22 protein-coding genes and 2 pseudogenes are annotated in these 19,828 nt (G+C 63.1%); 4 read left to right on the top strand and 20 right to left on the bottom strand.

Features of this window, described 5'->3' with window-relative positions; translation table 11 throughout:
* Window positions 1–5 precede the first annotated feature (5 nt).
* The 5 genes from RAD16_RS00220 to RAD16_RS00200 all read right to left on the bottom strand — a co-directional run bounded on the left by RAD16_RS00220 (window position 6) and on the right by RAD16_RS00200 (window position 5,860).
* Window positions 6–962 (bottom strand): respiratory chain complex I subunit 1 family protein, encoded by a 957-nt coding sequence (locus RAD16_RS00220; RefSeq protein WP_458155884.1) that lies wholly within the window; start codon window positions 960–962, stop codon window positions 6–8.
* Complete coding sequence (gene hyfB, locus RAD16_RS00215; protein WP_458155883.1) at window positions 953–2,968, bottom strand: hydrogenase 4 subunit B; 2,016 nt, start codon at window positions 2,966–2,968, stop codon at window positions 953–955. The genes RAD16_RS00220 and hyfB overlap by 10 nt, the downstream gene beginning before the upstream one ends.
* A complete protein-coding gene (locus RAD16_RS00210; protein ID WP_458155882.1) occupies window positions 2,968–3,288 on the bottom strand; it encodes a helix-turn-helix domain-containing protein in 321 nt (106 codons plus the stop codon). The genes hyfB and RAD16_RS00210 overlap by 1 nt, the downstream gene beginning before the upstream one ends.
* Window positions 3,289–3,801: 513 nt before the next feature.
* Entirely contained in the window at window positions 3,802–4,020 is a 219-nt protein-coding gene (locus RAD16_RS00205) for a hypothetical protein (RefSeq protein ID WP_458155881.1), read from the bottom strand.
* 469 nt (window positions 4,021–4,489) lie between these two features.
* A complete protein-coding gene (locus RAD16_RS00200) occupies window positions 4,490–5,860 on the bottom strand; it encodes an MFS transporter (RefSeq protein WP_458155880.1) in 1,371 nt (456 codons plus the stop codon).
* A gap of 145 nt (window positions 5,861–6,005) precedes the next feature.
* Between RAD16_RS00200 and RAD16_RS00195 the strand changes: the two are divergent.
* Window positions 6,006–6,680, top strand: a pseudogene (locus RAD16_RS00195) (LysR family transcriptional regulator); the annotation flags it as partial.
* 339 nt (window positions 6,681–7,019) lie between these two features.
* Here RAD16_RS00195 and RAD16_RS00190 read toward each other — a convergent pair.
* Window positions 7,020–7,229: a hypothetical protein gene (locus tag RAD16_RS00190; RefSeq protein WP_458155879.1), complete on the bottom strand. Its 210-nt coding sequence runs from the start codon at window positions 7,227–7,229 to the stop codon at window positions 7,020–7,022.
* A 214-nt stretch (window positions 7,230–7,443) separates the two neighbouring features.
* Here RAD16_RS00190 and dinB point away from each other — a divergent pair, with 214 nt between their 5' ends.
* Window positions 7,444–8,544, top strand: a complete 1,101-nt coding sequence (gene dinB / locus RAD16_RS00185; RefSeq protein ID WP_458155878.1) for a DNA polymerase IV — start codon at window positions 7,444–7,446, stop codon at window positions 8,542–8,544.
* A gap of 87 nt (window positions 8,545–8,631) precedes the next feature.
* Here dinB and RAD16_RS00180 read toward each other — a convergent pair whose 3' ends face one another.
* From RAD16_RS00180 to RAD16_RS00170, 3 genes are all read right to left on the bottom strand, one after another.
* Window positions 8,632–8,925, bottom strand: a complete 294-nt coding sequence (locus RAD16_RS00180; RefSeq protein WP_458155877.1) for a hypothetical protein — start codon at window positions 8,923–8,925, stop codon at window positions 8,632–8,634.
* Window positions 8,926–9,123: 198 nt separating this feature from the next.
* Window positions 9,124–9,417: a DUF1330 domain-containing protein gene (locus tag RAD16_RS00175; RefSeq protein ID WP_211395198.1), complete on the bottom strand. Its 294-nt coding sequence runs from the start codon at window positions 9,415–9,417 to the stop codon at window positions 9,124–9,126.
* A gap of 11 nt (window positions 9,418–9,428) precedes the next feature.
* Window positions 9,429–10,127 carry a DNA-3-methyladenine glycosylase I gene (locus RAD16_RS00170; protein WP_458155876.1) on the bottom strand — a complete coding sequence of 233 codons (699 nt, stop codon included), beginning with the start codon at window positions 10,125–10,127 and terminating at the stop codon, window positions 9,429–9,431.
* Window positions 10,128–10,361: 234 nt separating this feature from the next.
* On the opposite strand from RAD16_RS00170, the gene RAD16_RS00165 reads away from it, so the two are divergent.
* Window positions 10,362–11,189, top strand: a complete 828-nt coding sequence (locus tag RAD16_RS00165; RefSeq protein ID WP_458155875.1) for a metallophosphoesterase family protein — start codon at window positions 10,362–10,364, stop codon at window positions 11,187–11,189.
* Here the strand turns inward: RAD16_RS00165 and RAD16_RS00160 are convergent.
* From RAD16_RS00160 to RAD16_RS00135, 6 genes are all read right to left on the bottom strand, one after another.
* The gene (locus tag RAD16_RS00160) at window positions 11,128–11,613 is read right to left on the bottom strand and encodes a Crp/Fnr family transcriptional regulator (RefSeq protein WP_458155874.1); all 486 of its coding nucleotides are present in this window, start codon (window positions 11,611–11,613) and stop codon (window positions 11,128–11,130) included. The genes RAD16_RS00165 and RAD16_RS00160 overlap by 62 nt on opposite strands.
* An 83-nt stretch (window positions 11,614–11,696) precedes the next feature.
* Window positions 11,697–12,233, bottom strand: a complete 537-nt coding sequence (locus RAD16_RS00155; RefSeq protein WP_458155873.1) for an N-acetyltransferase family protein — start codon at window positions 12,231–12,233, stop codon at window positions 11,697–11,699.
* 168 nt (window positions 12,234–12,401) lie between these two features.
* Window positions 12,402–13,928, bottom strand: a complete 1,527-nt coding sequence (gene bchE / locus RAD16_RS00150; RefSeq protein ID WP_458155872.1) for a magnesium-protoporphyrin IX monomethyl ester anaerobic oxidative cyclase — start codon at window positions 13,926–13,928, stop codon at window positions 12,402–12,404.
* 131 nt (window positions 13,929–14,059) lie between these two features.
* A complete protein-coding gene (locus RAD16_RS00145; RefSeq protein ID WP_458155871.1) occupies window positions 14,060–14,815 on the bottom strand; it encodes a di-trans,poly-cis-decaprenylcistransferase in 756 nt (251 codons plus the stop codon).
* Window positions 14,816–14,844: 29 nt separating this feature from the next.
* A complete protein-coding gene (locus RAD16_RS00140; RefSeq protein WP_027542101.1) occupies window positions 14,845–15,219 on the bottom strand; it encodes a winged helix-turn-helix domain-containing protein in 375 nt (124 codons plus the stop codon).
* A complete protein-coding gene (locus tag RAD16_RS00135) occupies window positions 15,206–15,823 on the bottom strand; it encodes a hypothetical protein (protein ID WP_458155870.1) in 618 nt (205 codons plus the stop codon). The genes RAD16_RS00140 and RAD16_RS00135 overlap by 14 nt, the downstream gene beginning before the upstream one ends.
* 190 nt (window positions 15,824–16,013) lie before the next feature.
* Here RAD16_RS00135 and RAD16_RS00130 point away from each other — a divergent pair, with 190 nt between their 5' ends.
* A complete protein-coding gene (locus tag RAD16_RS00130) occupies window positions 16,014–17,258 on the top strand; it encodes a S1C family serine protease (RefSeq protein ID WP_458155869.1) in 1,245 nt (414 codons plus the stop codon).
* Between the two features lie 218 nt (window positions 17,259–17,476).
* Here the strand turns inward: RAD16_RS00130 and RAD16_RS00125 are convergent, their stop codons facing one another.
* The 5 genes and pseudogenes from RAD16_RS00125 to RAD16_RS00105 form a co-directional block, all read right to left on the bottom strand.
* Window positions 17,477–18,211, bottom strand: coding sequence for a DUF899 domain-containing protein (locus tag RAD16_RS00125; protein ID WP_458155868.1), 735 nt, complete (start codon window positions 18,209–18,211; stop codon window positions 17,477–17,479).
* 16 nt (window positions 18,212–18,227) lie between these two features.
* A pseudogene (locus tag RAD16_RS00120) lies at window positions 18,228–18,560 on the bottom strand (SRPBCC family protein); the annotation flags it as partial.
* 11 nt (window positions 18,561–18,571) lie between these two features.
* A complete protein-coding gene (locus RAD16_RS00115; protein WP_458155867.1) occupies window positions 18,572–18,976 on the bottom strand; it encodes an ArsR/SmtB family transcription factor in 405 nt (134 codons plus the stop codon).
* A 177-nt stretch (window positions 18,977–19,153) separates the two neighbouring features.
* Window positions 19,154–19,408 (bottom strand): DUF3551 domain-containing protein, encoded by a 255-nt coding sequence (locus RAD16_RS00110; protein WP_458155866.1) that lies wholly within the window; start codon window positions 19,406–19,408, stop codon window positions 19,154–19,156.
* A 124-nt stretch (window positions 19,409–19,532) separates the two neighbouring features.
* Window positions 19,533–19,817 (bottom strand): DUF3551 domain-containing protein, encoded by a 285-nt coding sequence (locus RAD16_RS00105; RefSeq protein WP_458155865.1) that lies wholly within the window; start codon window positions 19,815–19,817, stop codon window positions 19,533–19,535.
* Window positions 19,818–19,828: the final 11 nt, after the last annotated feature.

Raw genomic sequence — 19,828 nt, 5'->3', positions numbered from 1 at the left:
CTGCATTAGAAGCTCCTCGATACGAACAGCAGCAGCGTCCCGAGTAAGCCCAGCATGAGTGCAGCACCTAGAAATTGAGGAACGCGGAACACTCGCATTTTCGCCGTGGCGGTCTCGAACAGCGCGAGGAAAAAGCCGGCAGCCGCAAGCTTGACGACGTAGGCAACGGCGCCGACCGCATATGACAGCGCTCCAGTGCCGAAGACCGCTATCTTCCAGGGCAGGAACACGCAGGCGATCAACGAGATATAGAGCAACAGCTTGAGAAATGCGCCGAACTCGATCATCGCAAGATGGCGTCCCGAATATTCGAGAACCATCGCCTCATGCACCATGGTGAGCTCCAGGTGCGTGGCCGGGTTGTCGACCGGGATTCGCGCGTTCTCGGCGAGAGCCACCATGATCAGCGCAATGACGGCCATTCCCAGCGATACCCGGAGGCCGACATACGACGAGGCCATGAAATTTGCGACCGTCGAGAGCTGGGTCGACCCGGCAACAAGCGCCATGCAAAAGACGATCAGGAGCATCGCCGGCTCGGCCAGCGCCGCGATCATGACTTCGCGGCTGGAGCCGATCCCTCCGAAACTGGTCCCGACGTCCATCCCTGCCAGCGCGAGAAAGAAGCGTGCGCTTCCCAGCAGTGCGACGATGGCAATCAGATCGGCGGTCCAGTTGAACTGCAGGCCCGTCGCGAAGGTCGGCACCAGGGCCGCCGCAACCCAGATCGCAGCGAAGGTCACATAAGGTGTCACGCGGAACAGCCACGAGGCGTTTTCCGCCAACACCACTTCCTTGCGGAGCAATCGCAGGAGATCGCGGTACGGTTGAAAAACCGAAGCTCCCTGACGACGCACCAGCCGGGCCTTGATCTTGCGCACGAAGCCGGTCAGCAGCGGGGCGAGCAGAAGCACCAGGGCCATCTGCACACCCTGCACAATGATGTCTGAGATCACGACCATATCGCGAGCACCAGCAGCAGCGTGACGAGGGTGGCAAAGACGAGACTGAGATAGCGCCGGATGGTCAGGAACTGCAGGCGATTGAGCCGTTCGGAAGAAAAGCCAACCGCATCTGCGATCGGCTCATACATTCTCTCCCAGATCAGATCATGCAATTCGATCCTGAGCCGCGCCGGCCGGATATCTCCAGGGGCAGGCATCTCGACATGATCGCGGGCGTGGAACACGAGCGTGCCAAAAACGCGGCGAATGGGCTGAGCGAAGCTTACGCCGGAATACTGCGCCGCAGGAGCCGGATCGGAAAAGCCGCAGCCCCAGGCCGGCCCGCGCCGCAACGCATGAGAGGCAAAACGATGAATGAAAAAGACGGCGAGCGAGGCGGATATTGTGATGAACACCATCACCAGCAATCCGTTGTAAGAACTGCGGCTCTCCGCAATCGGTACGATCGAAAACCAGGGCTCATTGGCTTGGATCGGCATGCGGCCGCCGAGAATCTGAATCGTGACCGGCGAAAGCGCATCGATCACCGGTCCCGGCAGGATTCCGGCGAGCAAGCAAAGTGCGGCGAGGATGAACATTGCCGAAAGCGAGGACCGGTCGACTTCGTGTGCGGCCTCTGCTTCCATGCCGCGCGGTCGTCCGAGAAAAGTCACGCCGTAGGCTTTGACGAAACAGGCCGCGGCCAGCGCGGCAGCCAGGGCCAATAAAGCTCCGACCGCAGGCACCATGATCTTCAGCGCCCATTGCGGAAGCTCCGGACTTTGCAGCACGGCCTGGAATATGAGCCATTCCGAAACGAAACCGTTGAACGGCGGAAGCGCCGAGATCGCGACGCAGCCGACGAGAACGGCGAAGCTTGTGAACGGCATGCGATGAATGAGGCCGCCTAGTTTGTCCATGTCCCGCTCTCCCGTCGACGTCAGGACGGCGCCGGCCCCGAAGAACAGCAGGCTCTTGAAGAACGAGTGGTTGAGAATGTGAAAGAGCGCTGCCGTGAAGGCGAGTGCTGCCAATAACTTCAGGCCATTGGCCTGGAAGGCCATCGCAAGCCCGAGGCTTGCGAAAATGACGCCGACATTTTCAATCGTGCTGAAGGCCAGCAGGCGCTTGAGATCCTTTTCCATCATGGCGTACAGGATCCCCATGACGGCAGTGATGCCTCCGAGGAAAAGGACGACTACGCTCGCGGGCCAGGCCGGCTGTCCCAAAAGATCGAATATGACACGGATGAAACCGTAGATGGCGACCTTGGTCATGACGCCGCTCATCAGCGCCGAAACGTGACTCGGTGCCGCGGGATGAGCGAGCGGCAGCCAGACGTGCAACGGCACTAGTCCGGCCTTCGACCCAGCTCCGAGCAACATCAGGACCAACACCAGTGTGGCCACATAGGGCGTATGCTGGGCGGCGCGAATGGCCGCAAATCCGTAGTCTCCGGCCGGTCCCGCCAGCAAGCCGAAGGCCAGCAGTAGCGAGAGCGTTCCAAAGCTCGCCATCACCAGATAGACATATCCTGCCCTGGCGTTGCCTGTTTCACGATGGTGGGCCATGACGAGCGCCCAGGATGCAAGCGACATGAATTCCCAGCAAAGCAGGTAGGAAAACGCATCGTCGGACAGCACCACAAGATTCATGCCGGCCAGAAAGGCAGGGAAGAAGGGGAGCACGCGGTGCGGCGCGGGCTCGTGACGGCCATAGCCGAGGCCATACAGGCTTGCTGATGCGCCTCCGAGATTGACGACAACAAGGAAGAACGAAGCCAATGCATCCAGGCGGAAATGGGCGCCAAGCCACGGCAATCCGATCGGCAGGATCAGATCACTGGCGTTCGCCGCGTCACCGAGCAGCCAGCGGACGGACCCAATCGATGCAGTCGCGGACACGGCCAGCGTCGCGACGTAAATGACGGTAGTGGATATCCTCGACTGGCTCAGAACGATCGCCAGAACTGCCAATCCGAGCAATCCGCCAGCACACGCCATCTGCAGAACGACGGCCGACATCACGCACGCGCCCTCGGTCGACCTGGTGCCTTGTTTCCTATCTGATCGTCCAGACAGGTCTTTGCCGATCCGTGATTGATTTTCAGCCGGACGCCGCGTCCCTCGCCGCTGCTGACCGCGCCTTCATCGATCAGCTCGATGCCGGCAGCGTCGAGAGCTGCAATCAGCTTTACCAACGAATCGACGTTGCCCCGAACCATTGCCTCACTTGCCTCCATACGCTGGATGGTTGGCACCGAAAGCCCTGACAGTTCCGCGAGCCGGCGCTGATCAATGCCGAGCAGCACTCTGGCCGCTCGCAATTGAGTTGCAGTGATCATCGGCCGGCCCCGCGGAGGAGGAACACAGGAATCCCAAGTGTCATTCTTGTATAGTAACTAGTGATGCTATTATGTCAATAATTGATATCTGATATATCATTCCTAAGGTAGTATTGGTCGGAAACGGATACGCGTTTTTGGTCAGATTTGCGCATGTGGCCTGCCAAGTGCGCGAAATGCGCGCGATGGAAACAGCCCGTAGCAGCAGTTCGGGAGTGCCAATGAATGTCACCCGAACTGCGCGCTTACGAATTCATCGATCACAGGTTTGACGTGGTGGTTGTCGATGCCCGCCTGCGTCCCACGCAGGGCACAGCCGATGACAAAGATAGATGATGGGTTGAGACCACATGGAGAGTTTGCGTCGCGCCCGTGATCTCCGCGATGGCATCGGCGGCGGATCCGGTGACTTACGACTGCTGCTTCTGGACAGCTACAAAGCTATCAAGCCCCAAGAGAGAGCAACGGATCGCAATCCTGTGCGGCGCCGGAGGCGCCATCATCCAGTGCGTTTCATGCCCCGACGACCGGCCAGATCTGCCCCCCGGCGGCGGCAAACGTCTTTTCGAGCATAAGCAGGCATTCACGAACCTGAACTCGCACGGGTCCGCTACTTCTCTCGGAAATTTCCCGGAGATCGCGAATGGCAACATCAACGGCCGTCAACAAATCGATCTCGTGCTCGTCGGCTAAAATCAACGAGCGAATGGGGAAGCAAATAACATTGCTCACTGCATTGTCCTATCGCGAATCATGAAGACATCATCACCGACGAATGGTTAAGCAAGTTCATGGGCGGGTCCGCGCATGCGAGCCCGCCGGAGAAGCTTTGGTCATCGCCGGCTGTTCGTGCCGCCACCCGATGAGCGCCAACCGTGCGCGTGTCACTACGCTCATTGCGCGCGCGTCACCGAACAGATGATCGGACGTGACTTATTTAGTCATTTCAATAGCATATAGGTTCGCAACTTTGTTCTGAATGGCGCGCCATTCCGCGATGTTGCACGATATCGCTGCCGGCTCACGCATCAACGCCACACTGAACCCTCGAATGCCGCATGGTTCATGCTGTCCACCGACAGGACAGGCTGATCCGCGAGCCCCAGGACAAACGCTGACGCAAATCCACGGCAGCTTGCGGGCGGTACAGCCGCTGCGAACGACCCACGCCGGCTATCGCCTTTCATACGGCGGGCCGTATTCATCTCTCGGAGCGACTCAGCAGAGCAAATGCAAAAGCGGCGAGACCAAGCGTACACGCCGCGACCACGGCGAACGCCGTTGTGTAGGCGTAGTGATCGTTGCGCTGCAGCAGGGCGCCGATCAGCGCGATCCCGAACGCGAAGCCGATCTGTCGCATCGTCACGCAGATTGCCGATGCTGTCGCCGCACGATCAGGCGGCACAGCCGAGACCGCCGCGGCCGTTATCTGCGCATTGAACACCGCGCAACCGCTACCGCCGATCAGAAGCGCGCCGACGACAGCCCAGATGGCCAGTGGCGCGGCGAGGTCGCGGGCCGCAAGCGCGAGCAGTAGATCCGCTCCGCCCACCATTCCAAGCCCACCACCGAAGTACCAGCACGCCGGCAGCTTCGTGGCCAGCTTCGCCCCAACGGATGGCAGCAGGAACATGGGCACCGTCAAGGCGGTCAGCAAAAAGCCCGTAGCAGCGGGGCTCAGCGCCATCGGTCCTCGCGCCATTTGCGGCAAGTGGACGAGAAGGGCCCAGAATCCGATCGAGCCTGCGATGGAGACAAGGCACATCGCGACAAATCGCGACGAGCCAAACAGCGCAAAGTCAAACGCGGGCGCGACGTGCCGCCGCTCGACCCGGATGAAGAGCGCCAAGGTGGTGGCACACCCGCCAAGTACGACTGGCATTGAGATAGCGTCCGCTTCTGCTGGTCCATGACCCGCGAGCATCAGAAACGCGAACGACCCGACGCACAGCGCAAGTGTCGCCGGCCCGGCCCAGTCCAGTGGAGCATACGTCCCAGACGGGGCTTGGTCGCTTGCGGTTCGACCGATCAGAAGCATCAACGCGGCGCAAATTGGTACGTTGATCCAAAACACCCACGACCATCCCAACACCGCCGCAATGAGCGCGCCAAGCGGCGGCCCTGCCACCATCGACGCGCCGATGACCGTCCCCCATATGCCGAACGCCCAGGCCCTGCGAGGACCGGGATAAGCGGCCGCGAGGAGTGCCGATGCGGAGGCCGTCAGCGCGGCGCCGGAAATCCCTTGCAACACGCGCCAAGCCAAAAGACTGAAGAGGGTCGTCGCGGTCGCGCACAGTATCGACGCCAAGGCGAAGAGAGTAGTGCCGGTCATGAACGCGCGCCGTCGTCCGTACCGGTCGGCGACCGGGCCCGCCATCGGAAGCGCGAAGATCAACGCCAGGCTGTAGACGTCGATGACCCAGGCTTGCTCCGCAACCCGCGCGGAAAGACTGGATGCAATATCCGGCAACGCCGCCGATAGCGCGGTCAGATCGAATTGAAACAGGAAACCGCTCACACACGCGGCGATCAGCGCAGACAGCACATCACCAGAGGGCCGCGAAGCCACGGTGGTCTGCTCGACCGTTCTATCCGCTGGGGGCTGAGACGCAGGTGTCCGGTTTGTCGAAAACGCGTTTGGCATGCCATAGTCATGCCTTACCACCTCCGGCAAACGCGAATGATCGTTCCTCAAAACGGCATGAATCTATATCATGCGACCTGGAGAACCGGCCCCGATGACCCGACGCCTGCCACCCTTCCGCCCGCTCATTGCATTCGACGCGGTCGCGCGCCACCGCTCGTTTACACGCGCGGCCGACGAACTGGGTGTGACACAGAGTGCAGTGAGTCATCAGGTCCGTCGTCTTGAAGACTTTTTCGGCGTGCAGCTTTTGAAAAGACTTAATCCCGGGGTCGAACTCAGCGACGACGGCGCAAAATTGCAGGGCGAACTTGCACCCCTGCTAGACGGGATAGCGGGCCTCGAGCCGAGCTTGCGTCGTCGACCGGACCGACAGACGCTCCGATTGGGTGCCAGCTCTTCGTTGGCCGCATGGTGGTTGGTTCGCCGGCTGAGAGACTTTCGCGCGCTCCACTCGGACATCGACATCGATTTCATGCCCGTCGAGTCCGACGCTGTCGGCGATCCGTCACTGGACGTGCGGATATTGTGGACCACTCTGGCAGAGGCCCGCGCCACCTCGTTGCAAGCGCCGCTTTTTCGAGAACGAGTCTTTCCCGTCTGCGCTCCGTCGATACTACCGCGCGGTAGGCCGCTGTCGACACCAGCAGCGCTGCGCGACCTCCCGTTAATCCAGAAAGGTCATGCCCCAGCGGGTGAATGGGATTGGGCCTATTGGTTCCGGAATCTTGGCGTCGAGCGCGCCGAGCCACGCGGTCTTCTCTTGGGAAACATCGGCCTTTGCCTGACGGCCGCCGTAGAGGGCCGGGATCGCCATCGGCCGCTCCCTCCTCGTCGCAGATGCAATCAGCGACGGACGTCTTGTCCCTGCGCTTGCAACAGCGCCCGACGTACTCTCGACCAAGGTCCACATCGCACGTTGGAGCCCGGACCTCATCGGCGACCGCAACACCCAAATCCTGGTCAACTGGCTCGCACAGGCGGCCGAGGAAACAAGCCGTGGCGTGTCAAACGGCTCTCCGACGTGATTTCTTCGGCGAACGAGACTGTGCCGCGCCACGGCGAAGCTATAGTGCCCATCCCCTCACGTCAGCATCGAGATGATCGTCTGGATCTGGTCGGAGGCGGATGCCACCAGTCCGTCGTAGGACGTCTGGCCGTGCGCGGCGGCGTGGAGGATGTATTCGGCGACCGCGGCTTTCAAGCCGAACACCGACTGATGGGCCGGCACGCTTGCCATCACGGTCTCGAGTGCCTGGCGCATGGCCTGAATGAGTTCGGAGCTGTATTGCATAGACTGTTCTCCCCACGTTGATATGGGATCGCATACCTAGGCTTGCCACTCACAAGCCCGAGATCGTTCTTTGATGAACTCCAGACTGAACGCCTCAATTCAAACGCCAGATGGCCGCATTGACGGATCGATGCCGACCACGGCGACGGCGAAGACCGACAATCGAAGCATCCATCACCTCGCGCTTCTCCCGGCGGGATTGTATCATCTTTCCATGAGCGAATCCGGCACGGTGACTGGCGAGGCCTCGCCCGTCCGCAAGATCATCCATATCGACATGGATGCCTTCTATGCGTCGGTGGAACAGCGCGACAATCCGGAACTGCGCGGCAAGCCGGTCGCGGTCGGAGGCTCTGCCGAACGCGGCGTCGTCGCGGCCGCCAGCTATGAGGCCCGCAAGTTCGGCGTTCGCTCCGCGATGCCGTCGGTGACGGCGAAGCGGCAATGTCCCGACCTGATCTTCGTCAAGCCGCGCTTCGAAATCTACAAGGCGATCTCCAGGCAGATCCGCGATATCTTCGCCGAGCACACGCCGATCATCGAGCCGCTGTCGCTGGATGAAGCCTATCTCGACGTGACGGAGAACCTGCAGGGCATTCCGCTGGCACGCGACGTCGCCTTGCGGATCCGCGAGAAGATCAAGGCCGAGACCGGCCTCAATGCCTCGGCGGGCATCTCCTACAACAAGTTTCTGGCAAAGCTCGCCTCCGATCATCGCAAGCCGAATGGCCAGTTCGTGATCTCGCCGGAGATGGGACCTGCTTTCGTCGAGACGTTGCCCGTCGGCAAGTTCCACGGGATCGGCCCGGCGACGGCTGCGAAGATGAACGCGCTCGGCCTGTTCACCGGCCTCGACATCCGCAATCAGTCGCTGGAATTCATGAACGCGAATTTCGGCAAGTCGGGCGCGTACTACTACTGGATCTCGCGCGGCGTCGACGAACGGCCGGTTCGCGCCAACCGGATCCGCAAATCGATCGGCGCGGAGACCACGTTCTCGACCGACCTTGCCGATTTCGACGCGCTGGCCACCGAGTTGAAACCGCTCGTCGACAAGGTCTGGCGCCATTGCGAGACGACCGGCAACCGCGGCCGCACCGTCACCCTCAAGATCAAGTTCGCCGACTTCGAGATCATCACGCGCAGCAGGTCCGTCACAGCGATTGTTGCAGGCCGGGACGAGTTGGAGCGGCTGGCCTGCGGCTTGCTCGAGATCGAGATGCCGCTGCCCAAGCGCGTCAGGCTGCTCGGTGTATCGCTGTCCGCGCTGCAGACCGGGGACGATGCGGAGCCGCAGCTGACGTTCGGCATCTGAACCGGCCTGAGCTTGCGTCGCACGGAAGAGCTATCGGTGACGGGGTTTCAGACCCGCCACCGCTGCAAATCGATCTGGCCCGACCGATCAATGCCTCACATGCTCGAACACCACGATCACGCCGGTCGGCTCGGGCTCGTGCGCCATCAGGCGGGTCAGGTCCGCATCGCTCCAGTCGGCGAGGCTGACGACCTCGCCGCTCTGGCGATCCACCCCGATCGATGGGGTCGGCTCGAGGACCTTGAGGCCCATCTCGTCGACGAAGAAGGTGTGCTCGCCGAACATGCTGTTAAGCTGGGGCATGGCGGGATGCTCGTCGGGCAGCACCTGCGCGCCGAGCTGGTTGACGGTCTGCTTCACCTGTTCGGTTGTGAGCTTCATGAGCTGCTCCGTTCTGACATGTCGGGGTTTCATTGAGCTGAGCCGGAGCGAGCGTTCCCTGCGCTTGTGTCGCCTGGCTCAATTTCCGAACGGGTGCTGCGCACAAATGTTCCTGAGAAATGTAGATCGTGATCGCGTGTTTCATCCGCCGCGCTCACGGCACGGGATTGCCACACGATATCCACGATCCGCCCGGGGCTAATCGGCGGCTTCGACGATCCTGATGTCGCGATCGGCACCGTCGCCGAGCAGATCGTGGGCGGCCTTGTAGGCCGGACTTTCATAGGCCGCCTTGGCGCTCGCAACACTGTCGAACTCGATGAGGACGACGCGTTCCATCTGGCCATGCTCGAAAGCGGCAGCCGGCATGCCGCGCGCGAGCACGCGACCGCCTGCGGCCTCAATGGCCGGACGCGACAGTTTGGCGTAGGCCGCCATGGCGTCGGGATTCTTGATCGCGCGATAGGTAGCAACCCAATAGGCTTTGGCCATCGTTGCTTTCCTCATTCTTTCTCATGCTCGCTGCGGTTCTCGCCGACCGAGAGCGCGCAGATCCGCGACAGATATGTGTAGGGCAGACCGGTCTCCTCGGCCCAGGCGTTGAACTGCGCCTGCACCTTGGCGAGATCGCCCTTCGACTTGACCTCTTCGGCGATGTCGAGGCCGGCATCACGCAGGCAGGCGACCACGTCCTTGGAGGTGACAAAGCCATCCCAGCCGACGAAGCGCAGCAGCATCTGTCCGGTGTTGCCGCCAAGCCGGCTGCCGCGCTTGGTCAGGAGATCGAGCAGCCCGATCTCGTTGGACGGCGGCCACTTCGCCAAAAACTTGCCGAAACTGCCGTGCTCTCTGGCGATCTCCTGGACGAAGGCGGCGTTGTCGCGCACCGACATGATCTTGGCGCCGTTGCGCACGATCCGCGCGTCGCGCAGCAGGCCTTCCCAATAGTCTTCCGGCTGGAAGCTGAGCTTGGCCGGCTGGAAGCGCAGGAACGCCGCTTCAAAACCGTCCCATTTCGAATCGATCACGCTCCAGGCGAAGCCCGCGCAAAACACCCGCTTCGTCATCTCGGCGAGGATGCGATCGTCGCCCAGCTTTGCGAGGCCCTTCAGGTCGGGCTTTTCCGGCATCAGCTTGTCGAGCGCCTTGGGCCCGCCCTTGCGTTTCTCGGCACGGGCACGAATGGTCTTGAAGGAGGTCATGCGGTCACCGCGTTGAGGCACGTCACGACATCAGAATTCGGCTGCCCGGTCCAGCCCTGCCAGATCCGGTTGCCAAGTCCGATTGCCGAGTCCGGCGGCCGGCACGCTGCAACGTGCCGCAGCAAGCTCGTCATCATTGGATTGACGAGACGGGGCAGTCATGCTGGTCTGCTTCTTGCTTTATGCCGTTTTGGAATTCCCAGACATTTTCAATCTTTCGCCGACGGATTTTCCATGCGCTGCCTGGTCGTGGCCGACCTGCATTACTCGCTGCCGCAGCTCGACTGGCTGGTCAGCGCGGCCCCAAACTTCGATCTCGTGATCTTCGCCGGCGATGCGCTCGACATCGGCTCGATGGTGGATTTTCGCGCGCAGATCGTGGTGGTGAAGAAGTACCTCGCGCTGATCGCCGCGAAGACGCGCGTGATCCTCTGCTCCGGCAATCACGACCTCGACGAGCGCAGCGCGGAGGGCGAAAAAATCTCGCGCTGGATCTCGGAGGTGCGCGAGCTGGGCGTTGCCTGCGACGGCGACAACATCACCCTCGGTGACACGCTGTTCACGATATGCCCGTGGTGGGACGGGCCGCTGGTCAAGCAACGCATTGTCGAGCAACTACGCGATGCCGCAGTCAATCGTCCGCCGCGCTGGATCTGGGCGCACCATGCGCCGCCGGCGAATTCGCCGACGAGCTGGGGCGGCAAGCGCTTCTTCGGCGATGTCGAGCTGGTGCAGTGGATCATGCAGTATCAGCCGTCGATGGTGATCTCCGGCCATGTGCACCAGTCGCCGTTCATTACGGATGGTTCGTGGTTCGACCGGCTGGGCCAGACCTGGGTGTTCAACGCCGGCCTGCAGCCGGGCCGGCCGCCGACGCATATCGTGCTCGATCTCGATGCGAGCAAGGCGTTCTGGCTGGCGGCGGGCGAGGCGCAATGGATCGACCTCGCCGCGCCGCTGAAGCGGCCCGCAAACCATATCGCGGAGCCGCCGGACTGGCTCAGATCCTTGGATCAGATTGCCGATCCGAGCCTGGCGAGACCTCAAGCGGCGGCAGGTTGATCATGCTCTGCAAGACCTCGCCGACCATGGCCAGATGCGTGCCGTGGCCGGCATATTGCCGCTTGAGATCGGCAAGATAGGTGTTGGCGACGTTGAGCCGCTGCGCCAGCATCTTTGCGATCAGCAGCGCCACCTCGGGCGTCTGCTTGAGGAGCGCGGCGGCATCCTCGAACTCGTAGACGACGGTGTCGGAGCAGGCCCGGACCGTCGCGGTGTGGGGCACGCCGAGCAGCACGGACATCTCGCCTAACACCGCGCCGGGCTCGGCGACGGTTGCGACCACCGTCTCGCCCTTGAGCACCTCGAGCTTGCCTTGCATCAGCACGTAGAGATGACCGGAGGGGCCGCCTTCGGTGACAAGGTGCGTGCCGGCCGCGATCTGCCGCTCGGTTCCGCCAGTGCAATAATCCAGGACTGCGCGCATCGCCAAAAGCTCCCGCCGATGGGGTGCCCCACCGGCCGGATACTAGAGCACGATCCGTGGCACGCGGCAAATCAACGCGCGCGCTATCGCGCCAGATGTTTTGCGAAGTGGACCGACTGCCAGTCTCCGAGCCCGGTATCGCTGAAGCCGGCCTTCTTCGCCAGACCGCGCATCTCGGCATTGGTCCGCGCGGTCTCGGCGGCGATCGTCGCGTGGCCGAGGCCGGTCGCACGCGTCTCCATCGCCGTCATCATCTGCAGGCCGAGGCCCAGGCGCTGGAACGCATCGGCGATCGAGATGGCAAACTCGCCGTGCCGCGTAGCCGCATCATAGGTGTAATAGGCTTCTCCGATGATGCTGTGCTGCCCTTCCTGCCTGAACTCGGCGAGCAGGGTGAAATGACCAGGACGATCGGTCTTCGCCAAACACTCTGCCGCGACCGAAGCGAGGTCGGCGCGTGCGCCCATGAAGCGCTTGTTGCGCGATGTCGTGGACAGGCCGGTGAAATAGACCGACAGCTTCTCAGCGTCGGATACACTGGCGGTCCTGATACAGACCATGCCCTTCACTTGCGCCAATTCAACCGGCTCGACGACGGCTCCCGGAAATAGCTCTGACATGCGCGACGCTCTCGGCAGGTTGCGGGGACCGCACACCTAGCCGAGACCGTGCACCGGCGGCTTGGACATCGCTGCCAATCATGCGGCTGAAAACGAACAGCGCGTTGCCCTGTGCCGTACGTCACACACCGGAGAGCGACGGCACTCCTGGCGATTTTCAGGCTACACTCATGCGGCCTCGCGCGTGTCGACGCGACGCTCGGGTCGCGTCGCCGTCATCGACTGCTCCTCGCTGTCTTGCGGCGCGCCCCAGAACTCCCGCACCGTCGGCCCCCATTTCAGGCGGCGTACGCGAACAAATTCCAGGATCTCGTGCGGCCAGACCCTGCGGCCCATCTGCGTGTACCAGCGCATGGCGTGACGCAGGCCCGCATCGCGCTGAAACAGCACGCGCCAGATCGCCTTGGGGCGGCATTGCAGCACCATCTCCGTGAACTTGAACCAAACCAGCACGCGCCACGGTGCCATGTAGCGCGTCGCGAGCACCTGATGCTTGTAGTCCCAGCGTCTGCGATCGGGCTGGATCACGCGGCGGTCGGCGGCAAGCCGGAAGTACGGCGTCCAGCGATGCGGCGTCACGTAGAGCAGCTGAACCTGATCGGGATCATAGGCGAGCAGCTGCTTCAATCCGCGCCAATGATCGCGATCGGTTTCTTCCTCGAACCCGACCACCCAGGTGGCCATCGACAGGATGCCGTGCTGCCGCAGCAGGCGAATGGCCTCGCGGTCGGTCGCGGTCGTCGCGCCCTTGCGGATCAGCTCCAGCGTCTTCTCGTCGGTGTTCTCTAACCCGAGCAGGAAGCGCTGCCAGCCGGCCTGCTTGTAGAGATGCAGGATGTCGGCATCGCGCACGATATCGTCGGCCCGGGTCGAACCGACCAGGATGAGGTCCACCTTCTCGGCGATCAGCGCGTCGAGGAAGGCGCGCCATGCTCTCTTGGACACGGTCGGATTTTCATCGGCGAAGTTGATGACCTTGACGCCGTGCTCGCGGTGCAGGCGCGCCAGCTCTTTGGCGAAACGGACGGGATCGCGATGGCGCCAGCGCGTCCAGAAGCCGCGCTGGCCGCAATAATTGCACAGATGCGGACAGCCGCGCGAGAACTGCACGACGACGGCGCGCAGGCCGCCCCAATAGGAATAGCGCGCATGATCGATCAACTCCCAGCCGATGCGATAGGCGTCGAGGTCGGCGATGACAGGCGCTGGCGGCGTCGCGCGCGGACCCGTGGCGTCGCGAAACGCGATGCCGCTGATGCCGCCGAGATCGTGGCCATATTCCAGCGCCCGCATCAGGCGCCGCACGGTCTCCTCGCCCTCGCCGCGCACGATCGCGCTGACATGGGGCTCATCGCGCAGAATCTCGTGCCAGTGATAGGTCGGAAAGACACCGCCATAGACAATCAGCACGCGCGGCATAGCCCTCACCAGGGCCTGCGCGATCTCCGCGATCACGGGATGTCCGGAAGTCGAGCCGGAATGGCCGAACAGGACGGCATCCGGCGCAAAACGGTTCGCTTCGCTGATGATGGCCGCGACCGGCATCGGACCGAACTCGGCATCGATCAGCCGCACAATGTGGCCGTCGTCGATCAGCGGGCCGCCGATCGCGAGCAGGCCGAGCGGTGGCAGATGATCGTCAGGAATTCGGCTGCCGATCGAAGGATGAGGCACGTTGACGAGAAGAACACGCATGGACTTTCGCTCCCGCTTTGGTTGGCGTGATCGTCCGTCCCACTTCGATGATGAAGCCCAATCCCCCGACTGAACCTGAAGACATTGTCCAAAAACCGCAGCGGAGACCCTTGCTCGTCTCCGCGTCAGTGTCACGCCCGCGATAGCGACGGCACCTCCTCGGGCATAATGGCCTGGAGGCCGCCGAAGCGACGCTCGCGGCCATGGAAGGAGGCGAGCGCCGCGGCGAGACCGCTCGCATCGAACTCGGGCCACATCCGCTCGGTGAAGTGCAGTTCGGCATAGGCGCCTTCCCAGAGCAGGAAGTCCGACAGCCGCTTCTCACCGGAGGTGCGGATGATGAGATCGACATCGCGAAGGCCGGCCTCGCCGGTGACGAGCTGCGAGAAGGCTTCGCGCGTCAGGCTGGTCAGCGCCGCAGCCTTCGCCGCTGCGTTGAGGATCGCATCGCGCGCGGAATAGTCGACGGCGATGCGCAAGTGAAGCGCGGTGCCATGTGCAGTAGCCGCCTCCGCGCGCGTGATCGCATTGGCGACGCCGTCCGGCAGCCGGTCGCGGCGGCCGATCACGGTGAGGCGCACGCCGTTCTTGACGAGGCTCTGCACCTCGTTGGCGAGATAGAAGCGCAGCAGCGTCATCAGGGCTGCGACCTCGGCCCTGGGCCTGCGCCAATTGTCGGTGGAGAAGGCATAGAGCGTCAGTGTGCCGATGCCCTGCTTGGGCGCGGCCTCGACGATGCGGCGGATCGTCTCGACGCCGGCCTCGTGGCCGCGCACGCGCGACAGGCCGCGCCGCGTCGCCCATCTGCCGTTGCCATCCATGATGATGCCGACGTGAAGCTTCTCGTTGCGAGTGGTCATGTTGCTGGAGCTCCTGTCACTTTGCATTGCAAAGTCTCCGGTCAAAAAGGGGAGGATCAGGTCGAGACGATACCGAGGCGGCCGAGCGGCGGCGCCTCGCGGCCGGCGGCCTTGGCGGCATCGCGCACCAGGCGTTCGAGCACGGCGAGATAGTCGAGGAAGCGGCGGCGGCCGGCCTTGGTCAGGCGGCAGGTCGTGTGCGGGCGATTGCCCTCATAGCCCTTGGTCACCTCGACCAGCCCGGCCTCCTGGAGCACGGCAAGATGCCGACTCAGATTGCCGTCGGTAAGGCCGCAGAGCTGCTTGAGATCGGCGAAGGCCAGTCCCTTCGGGTGCGCCATCAGCGAGGTCAGAAGCCCGAGCCTCGCCTTCTCGTGGATGACGCGGTCGAGCCCTTCATATGAGAACGGCGCGCTGTCAGTCTTCGACATCATTATCTCCTGACGCGAAATAAAGGATGGCCGCCATCACCGACTGCCCGATCACGAAGGGCAGCCCCATGGTCCATGGCGATAGCGTGTGGGTCCGGCTCGCGAGCAGCACGACCGCAAAGCCGGAAACGAAATACCAGGCGCCCGCAAGCGCGACGCTGCGCGGCAGCGAGCGGACCGAGGCGAAGATGCCGAGCGACACCAGGATCTGCCACAGGCCCGGCAATAGCCACAGCGTCTCGCTCGCGAACTTCCACATGACCACCGCGAGCAGCACACCGGCGACGCCTGCCGGAAGGAATTGCTCGACCGCCTGGTGAATCATGGCATCCGCCAGACCGGAATGATGGCGGCGCGACCGCGCCCGCATCTCGATGCCGATCATCAGGCCGGAGAGTACGGCGGCCAAGAGCCAGCCCAGGAAGAAGAAGAGCGGCTCGCTGGTGACATCACCTAGTAGCCAGAATTGCAGGATTGCGGTGAGCAGCGCGACGGCGCCGGTTGCTGCCATGGTCGCCGGGCCGTAGCCGCGGAACGCCGTGCCGGCCGCGATCTGGCTGCGGATCGCCACGATATCGGCCAGCGCCTTGTCGAGATCGCGCATCGGCAACGCCAAAACCCCGCTCCACCCGGAATGTCCGGGCCGACTTTGTATTGCAAAGTATATAGCAATGCAAAGCAAAGGCAAGCCCGATGTGACCGCAAAGGGGATCGGAGCGACCCGAACAACTGCCGGTTGCGTCTCACCTCTCTCAATGGGTAAGATGAGATCAAAAGCGTTCCTGGGGGAAAGTATGTGGATTAAGTCATTCGTCGTCGCGTCTCTGCTGCAGGTCGGTATCGCCGGAGTAGCGCATGCGAAGGGTCCGTTCGGCAGTGTCAATGTCGGCAACTGGATCGGCGGCGCCTTCAGCAATGACGAGACGGGCGCCTTCTCGCATTGCGCGGCGACCACGCCTTATGCGAACGGCGTCATCCTCGTCGTGAGCCAAAATGCCGCCGGCACATGGTCGCTCGCCTTTGCGAGTCCCAGCTACCGCTTCAACAAGGGCGAGAACGCCGCAATCGACGTGACCTTTGACGGGCAGGAGCAGGCCAGGCTTTACGCCACGGCGTACCAGACCAACATGCTCACGGCCGTCATGCCGGTCAATGTTGTGCGCACGTTCCAGAAGGCGAGCCTGATGGTGGCGACGGCCGGCCGCTCCGTTCTGAATTTCGATCTGACCTCGACCGGACCGCTGATCGCCGCATTGGCCAATTGCGTGACCAAGGTGAAAGCCGACGGGCTCGACAAGGCCGGCGACTTCACCAAGATCGCCGCCAAGTCGCAACCCGCGCCGGACAAGCAGGCGCCGCCGGCCGGCAGCAAGGCCGCCCGGGCCAAAAGCGGCACTGGCTTTGTCGTGAGTGCCAGCGGACACGTCGTCACCAACAGTCACGTGATCAGTGGCTGCGTCGGCGACATCAAGGGCAACCTCACCGGCGAACCCGCGATGTCGCTGCGCGTCGTGTCGAACGACGCCAACAACGATCTCGCTCTGCTGCAGGCGCCCTCGACGACGACATTCAAGGATTTTGCCCGAATTCGCGATCGCTCGATCCGCTCCGGCGATTCCGTCGTCGTGATCGGCTTTCCCTTCCACGGTCTGCTCACCTCGGACTTCACCGTGACGACCGGCATCGTGAGCTCACTCAGCGGCATGTTCAACGACACGCGCTTCCTGCAAATCAGTGCGCCAGTGCAGCCCGGCAATAGCGGTGGACCGCTGTTCGACACTGGCGGTCAGATCGTGGGCGTGGTCACGGCAAAGATTCCCGGATTGCGCATCGCCGCAGCAACCGGCAGCATCCCTGAAAATATCAACTTCGCGATCAAGACTGGCATGCTGCGCGACTTCCTCGACAATTCCGTGGTGCCTTACCAGACCGCCGAACCGAAAGGCGAGCTCAAGACCACCGACGTCGCCGGCAATGCGCGCGCCTACACGATGCTGATCTCGTGCAATGCCACGGAGCAGGTCGAGGCGAAGAGGTGAGTAAATTGACTCAGCTCGACCCGTCATCCCCGCGCAACCGCGAAGCGGTTGTCGCTTGAGGTGCGAGGCATGGGACGCAACGCGTCCCATAGGGAGCCTCGAAGGAGGACCAGCCGAGATGCAGCTAGGCTGTCGCCCTTCGAGGCCTCCGCTTCGCTCCGGCACCTCAGGGTGACGAGAGCAATTGGAGTCTGTGGCGCGCAAGCGTCGTCACCCCCTCACCCGTGGCAACACGCCCCGTTCGCCTGCGGCTCGTACTGGTCGCGCAGGCGGACCCAGTCCATCGGATAGGGCAGACCATCCTCGTGACGGCCGAGCGGGGTGAGATCGAGGTACTGATAGGCCGCGTTCATCATGTCGAGGCCGCGGGCGAAGCACGAATAGGTATGGAAGATCTCGCCGGCCTCATTGCGGTAGAACACGCTGATGCCGGGTAGCTCCGGGCCATAGAACGGCGTGGTGCCGAAATTGTATCGGGGCACGCCCTTGTCGATCTCTTCGCGCGTGAACGAGACTTCGTAATCGTGGTTGAAGTCGTTGTCGCCGGAGGAGACCCAGTCGAACGTCCAGCCCATCCGCCTCTTGAAGGCTTCGAGCTTTGCGCTCGGCGCCAGCGAGATGGCGACCATGCTGGTGTCGCGCGCGGCCAGATGCGGCACCATGCGCTCGAAGCCGTCGGCCCAGAACGAGCAGCTCTTGCAGGCCGCTTCCCAGTCGGGCGCGAACATCACGTGCTGGACCACGAGCTGCGGGCGGCCCTTGAAGAGGTCGCCGAGCGTCACCCTGCCGTTCGGCCCCTCGAACAGATAGGCCTTGTCGACCTTCACCCAGGGCAGGGCGCGGCGCTCCTCGGCGAGGCGCTCGCGGGCCCGGGACAACTCCTTCTCATGCGCCAGATGGGCCTTGCGTGCGGCGATCCATTGCTCGCGCGAGACGATCTGATGTTGCTGCATGGTGTCCTCCATGATGTCAGGCGACGAAGGCGTCGAGCTTGTCGAAGAACGACGACCAGCCGCGCCGATGATTGTCGCGTGCGGTCTCGTCGAAGAACTGGGCGTGATGGAAGATCATCAGCGTGCCGTCGCTGTCGGGCTTGAACGTGATCGTCACCAGCGATTCACGCTCCGGCGTCGAGTGCCAGGCCCAGGTGAAGACCAGCCGCTCGTTCGGCACGACCTCGCGATAGCTGCCGCCGGCCTGGAAATACTCGCCGTCATCACGGGTGAAGCTGATGCGAAAGCGGCCGCCGCTGCGGACGTCGAGCTCGGCGTTCAGCGTCGCCGGCTTCATGTTCGGCGGCCCGAACCATTGCGCTAGCTGCGCGGCTTGCGTCCAGGCGGCGTAGACTTCTTCCGGCCGCGCGCGGAGCCGGCGCGTGAGCGTGAGGCTCGGCCGTTCAAGGCTTGGGCGCTCTGCGTCGGCGGTACGGGACTGGGCGTTGACGGCTGCATTGGCCATGTCTCTTCCTCCACGAAGGCGGCGAGGCGATCAAATTTCTCGGACCAGAACTGCGCGTAGCGATTGAGCCAGTTCATCGCCTGCTCCATCGGCTGCGCCGTGAGCCGGCAGGACACCGTGCGGCCGGTCTTCTCCCGCACGATCAGGCCCGCGTCGGTGAGCACGTCGAGATGCTTCATGATCGCCGGCAGCGAGACCGGAAACGGTGCGGCCAACTCGCTCACCGACAGGCTCTCCTGCTCGCCAAGACGCGCCAGCAATGCGCGCCTCGTCGGGTCGGACAGCGCCGCGAAAGTCCGGTCCAGTGCCTCGTCTTGATACTTAACCATATGGTTTAGTATAGGCGCGAACGCCGGGACGTCAAGCGGGGATTCCGGTGCATGGGCCCGCACGACTGCGTGATCCGGCAGCTGGCCGCCGGCGCGCGAAAGGCGTGACTAGGTCGGCGGGATGCGCCGGCCGCGCGGTGGCGGCGGAGACAACGGTCGCGCGAGCACGGCAGGATTTGGACCGCAGAAACCCTTGCGGCCGGACGCGCTCACCATGCACTGCTCGCGGGTTTGATACGCGCAGTCGCCGGGATAGCCGAATTCCGAATCCTGAATGCACCACGGGTAATCCGCGCGCGCCGGGCTACCGCCGGCGAGCCAAACGAGAACCATGGTGCCCAGCACAAACTGCGCCTTGCGCATGACCAATCTCCCATGTTCGCCGCGCGACATGCGACCTCACTGTGAGAAAGGCTTGCGGAGCCGATTTATTCCGGGGCGATCATGCGAAAATGCGCCCTGCGGTGCTTCGTGGAATGCGGCGCGATCAGTACGGCGCCGCGGGGCGCGCGCGGCGGTGCACGCGCGACTGCGGCGGGCGCAGCGGTGCCTGACCATAGGCAACGAGCGGGTTCGGGCCGCAGTACAGCAACCGGCCGGAGACGCTGGCCTGGCATTGCTCATAGGTGCTGTAGGCGCATTCGCCGGGATAGTCATATTCGCCGCCCTGAGCGCACCAGGGATAGTCGCGCGCCACGGCGGGCGTAACGGTGACGACACCGGCAAGGATCGTCGCGCCCAGCGTCAGCAGCGCCAATTGCGTCTTGCGCATGATCCCAACTC

Source organism: Bradyrhizobium sp. 18BD (assembly GCF_054185225.1).
The sequence above is the reverse complement of the archived record's forward strand: the minus strand, read 5'-3'. Positions and strand labels throughout refer to the sequence as shown.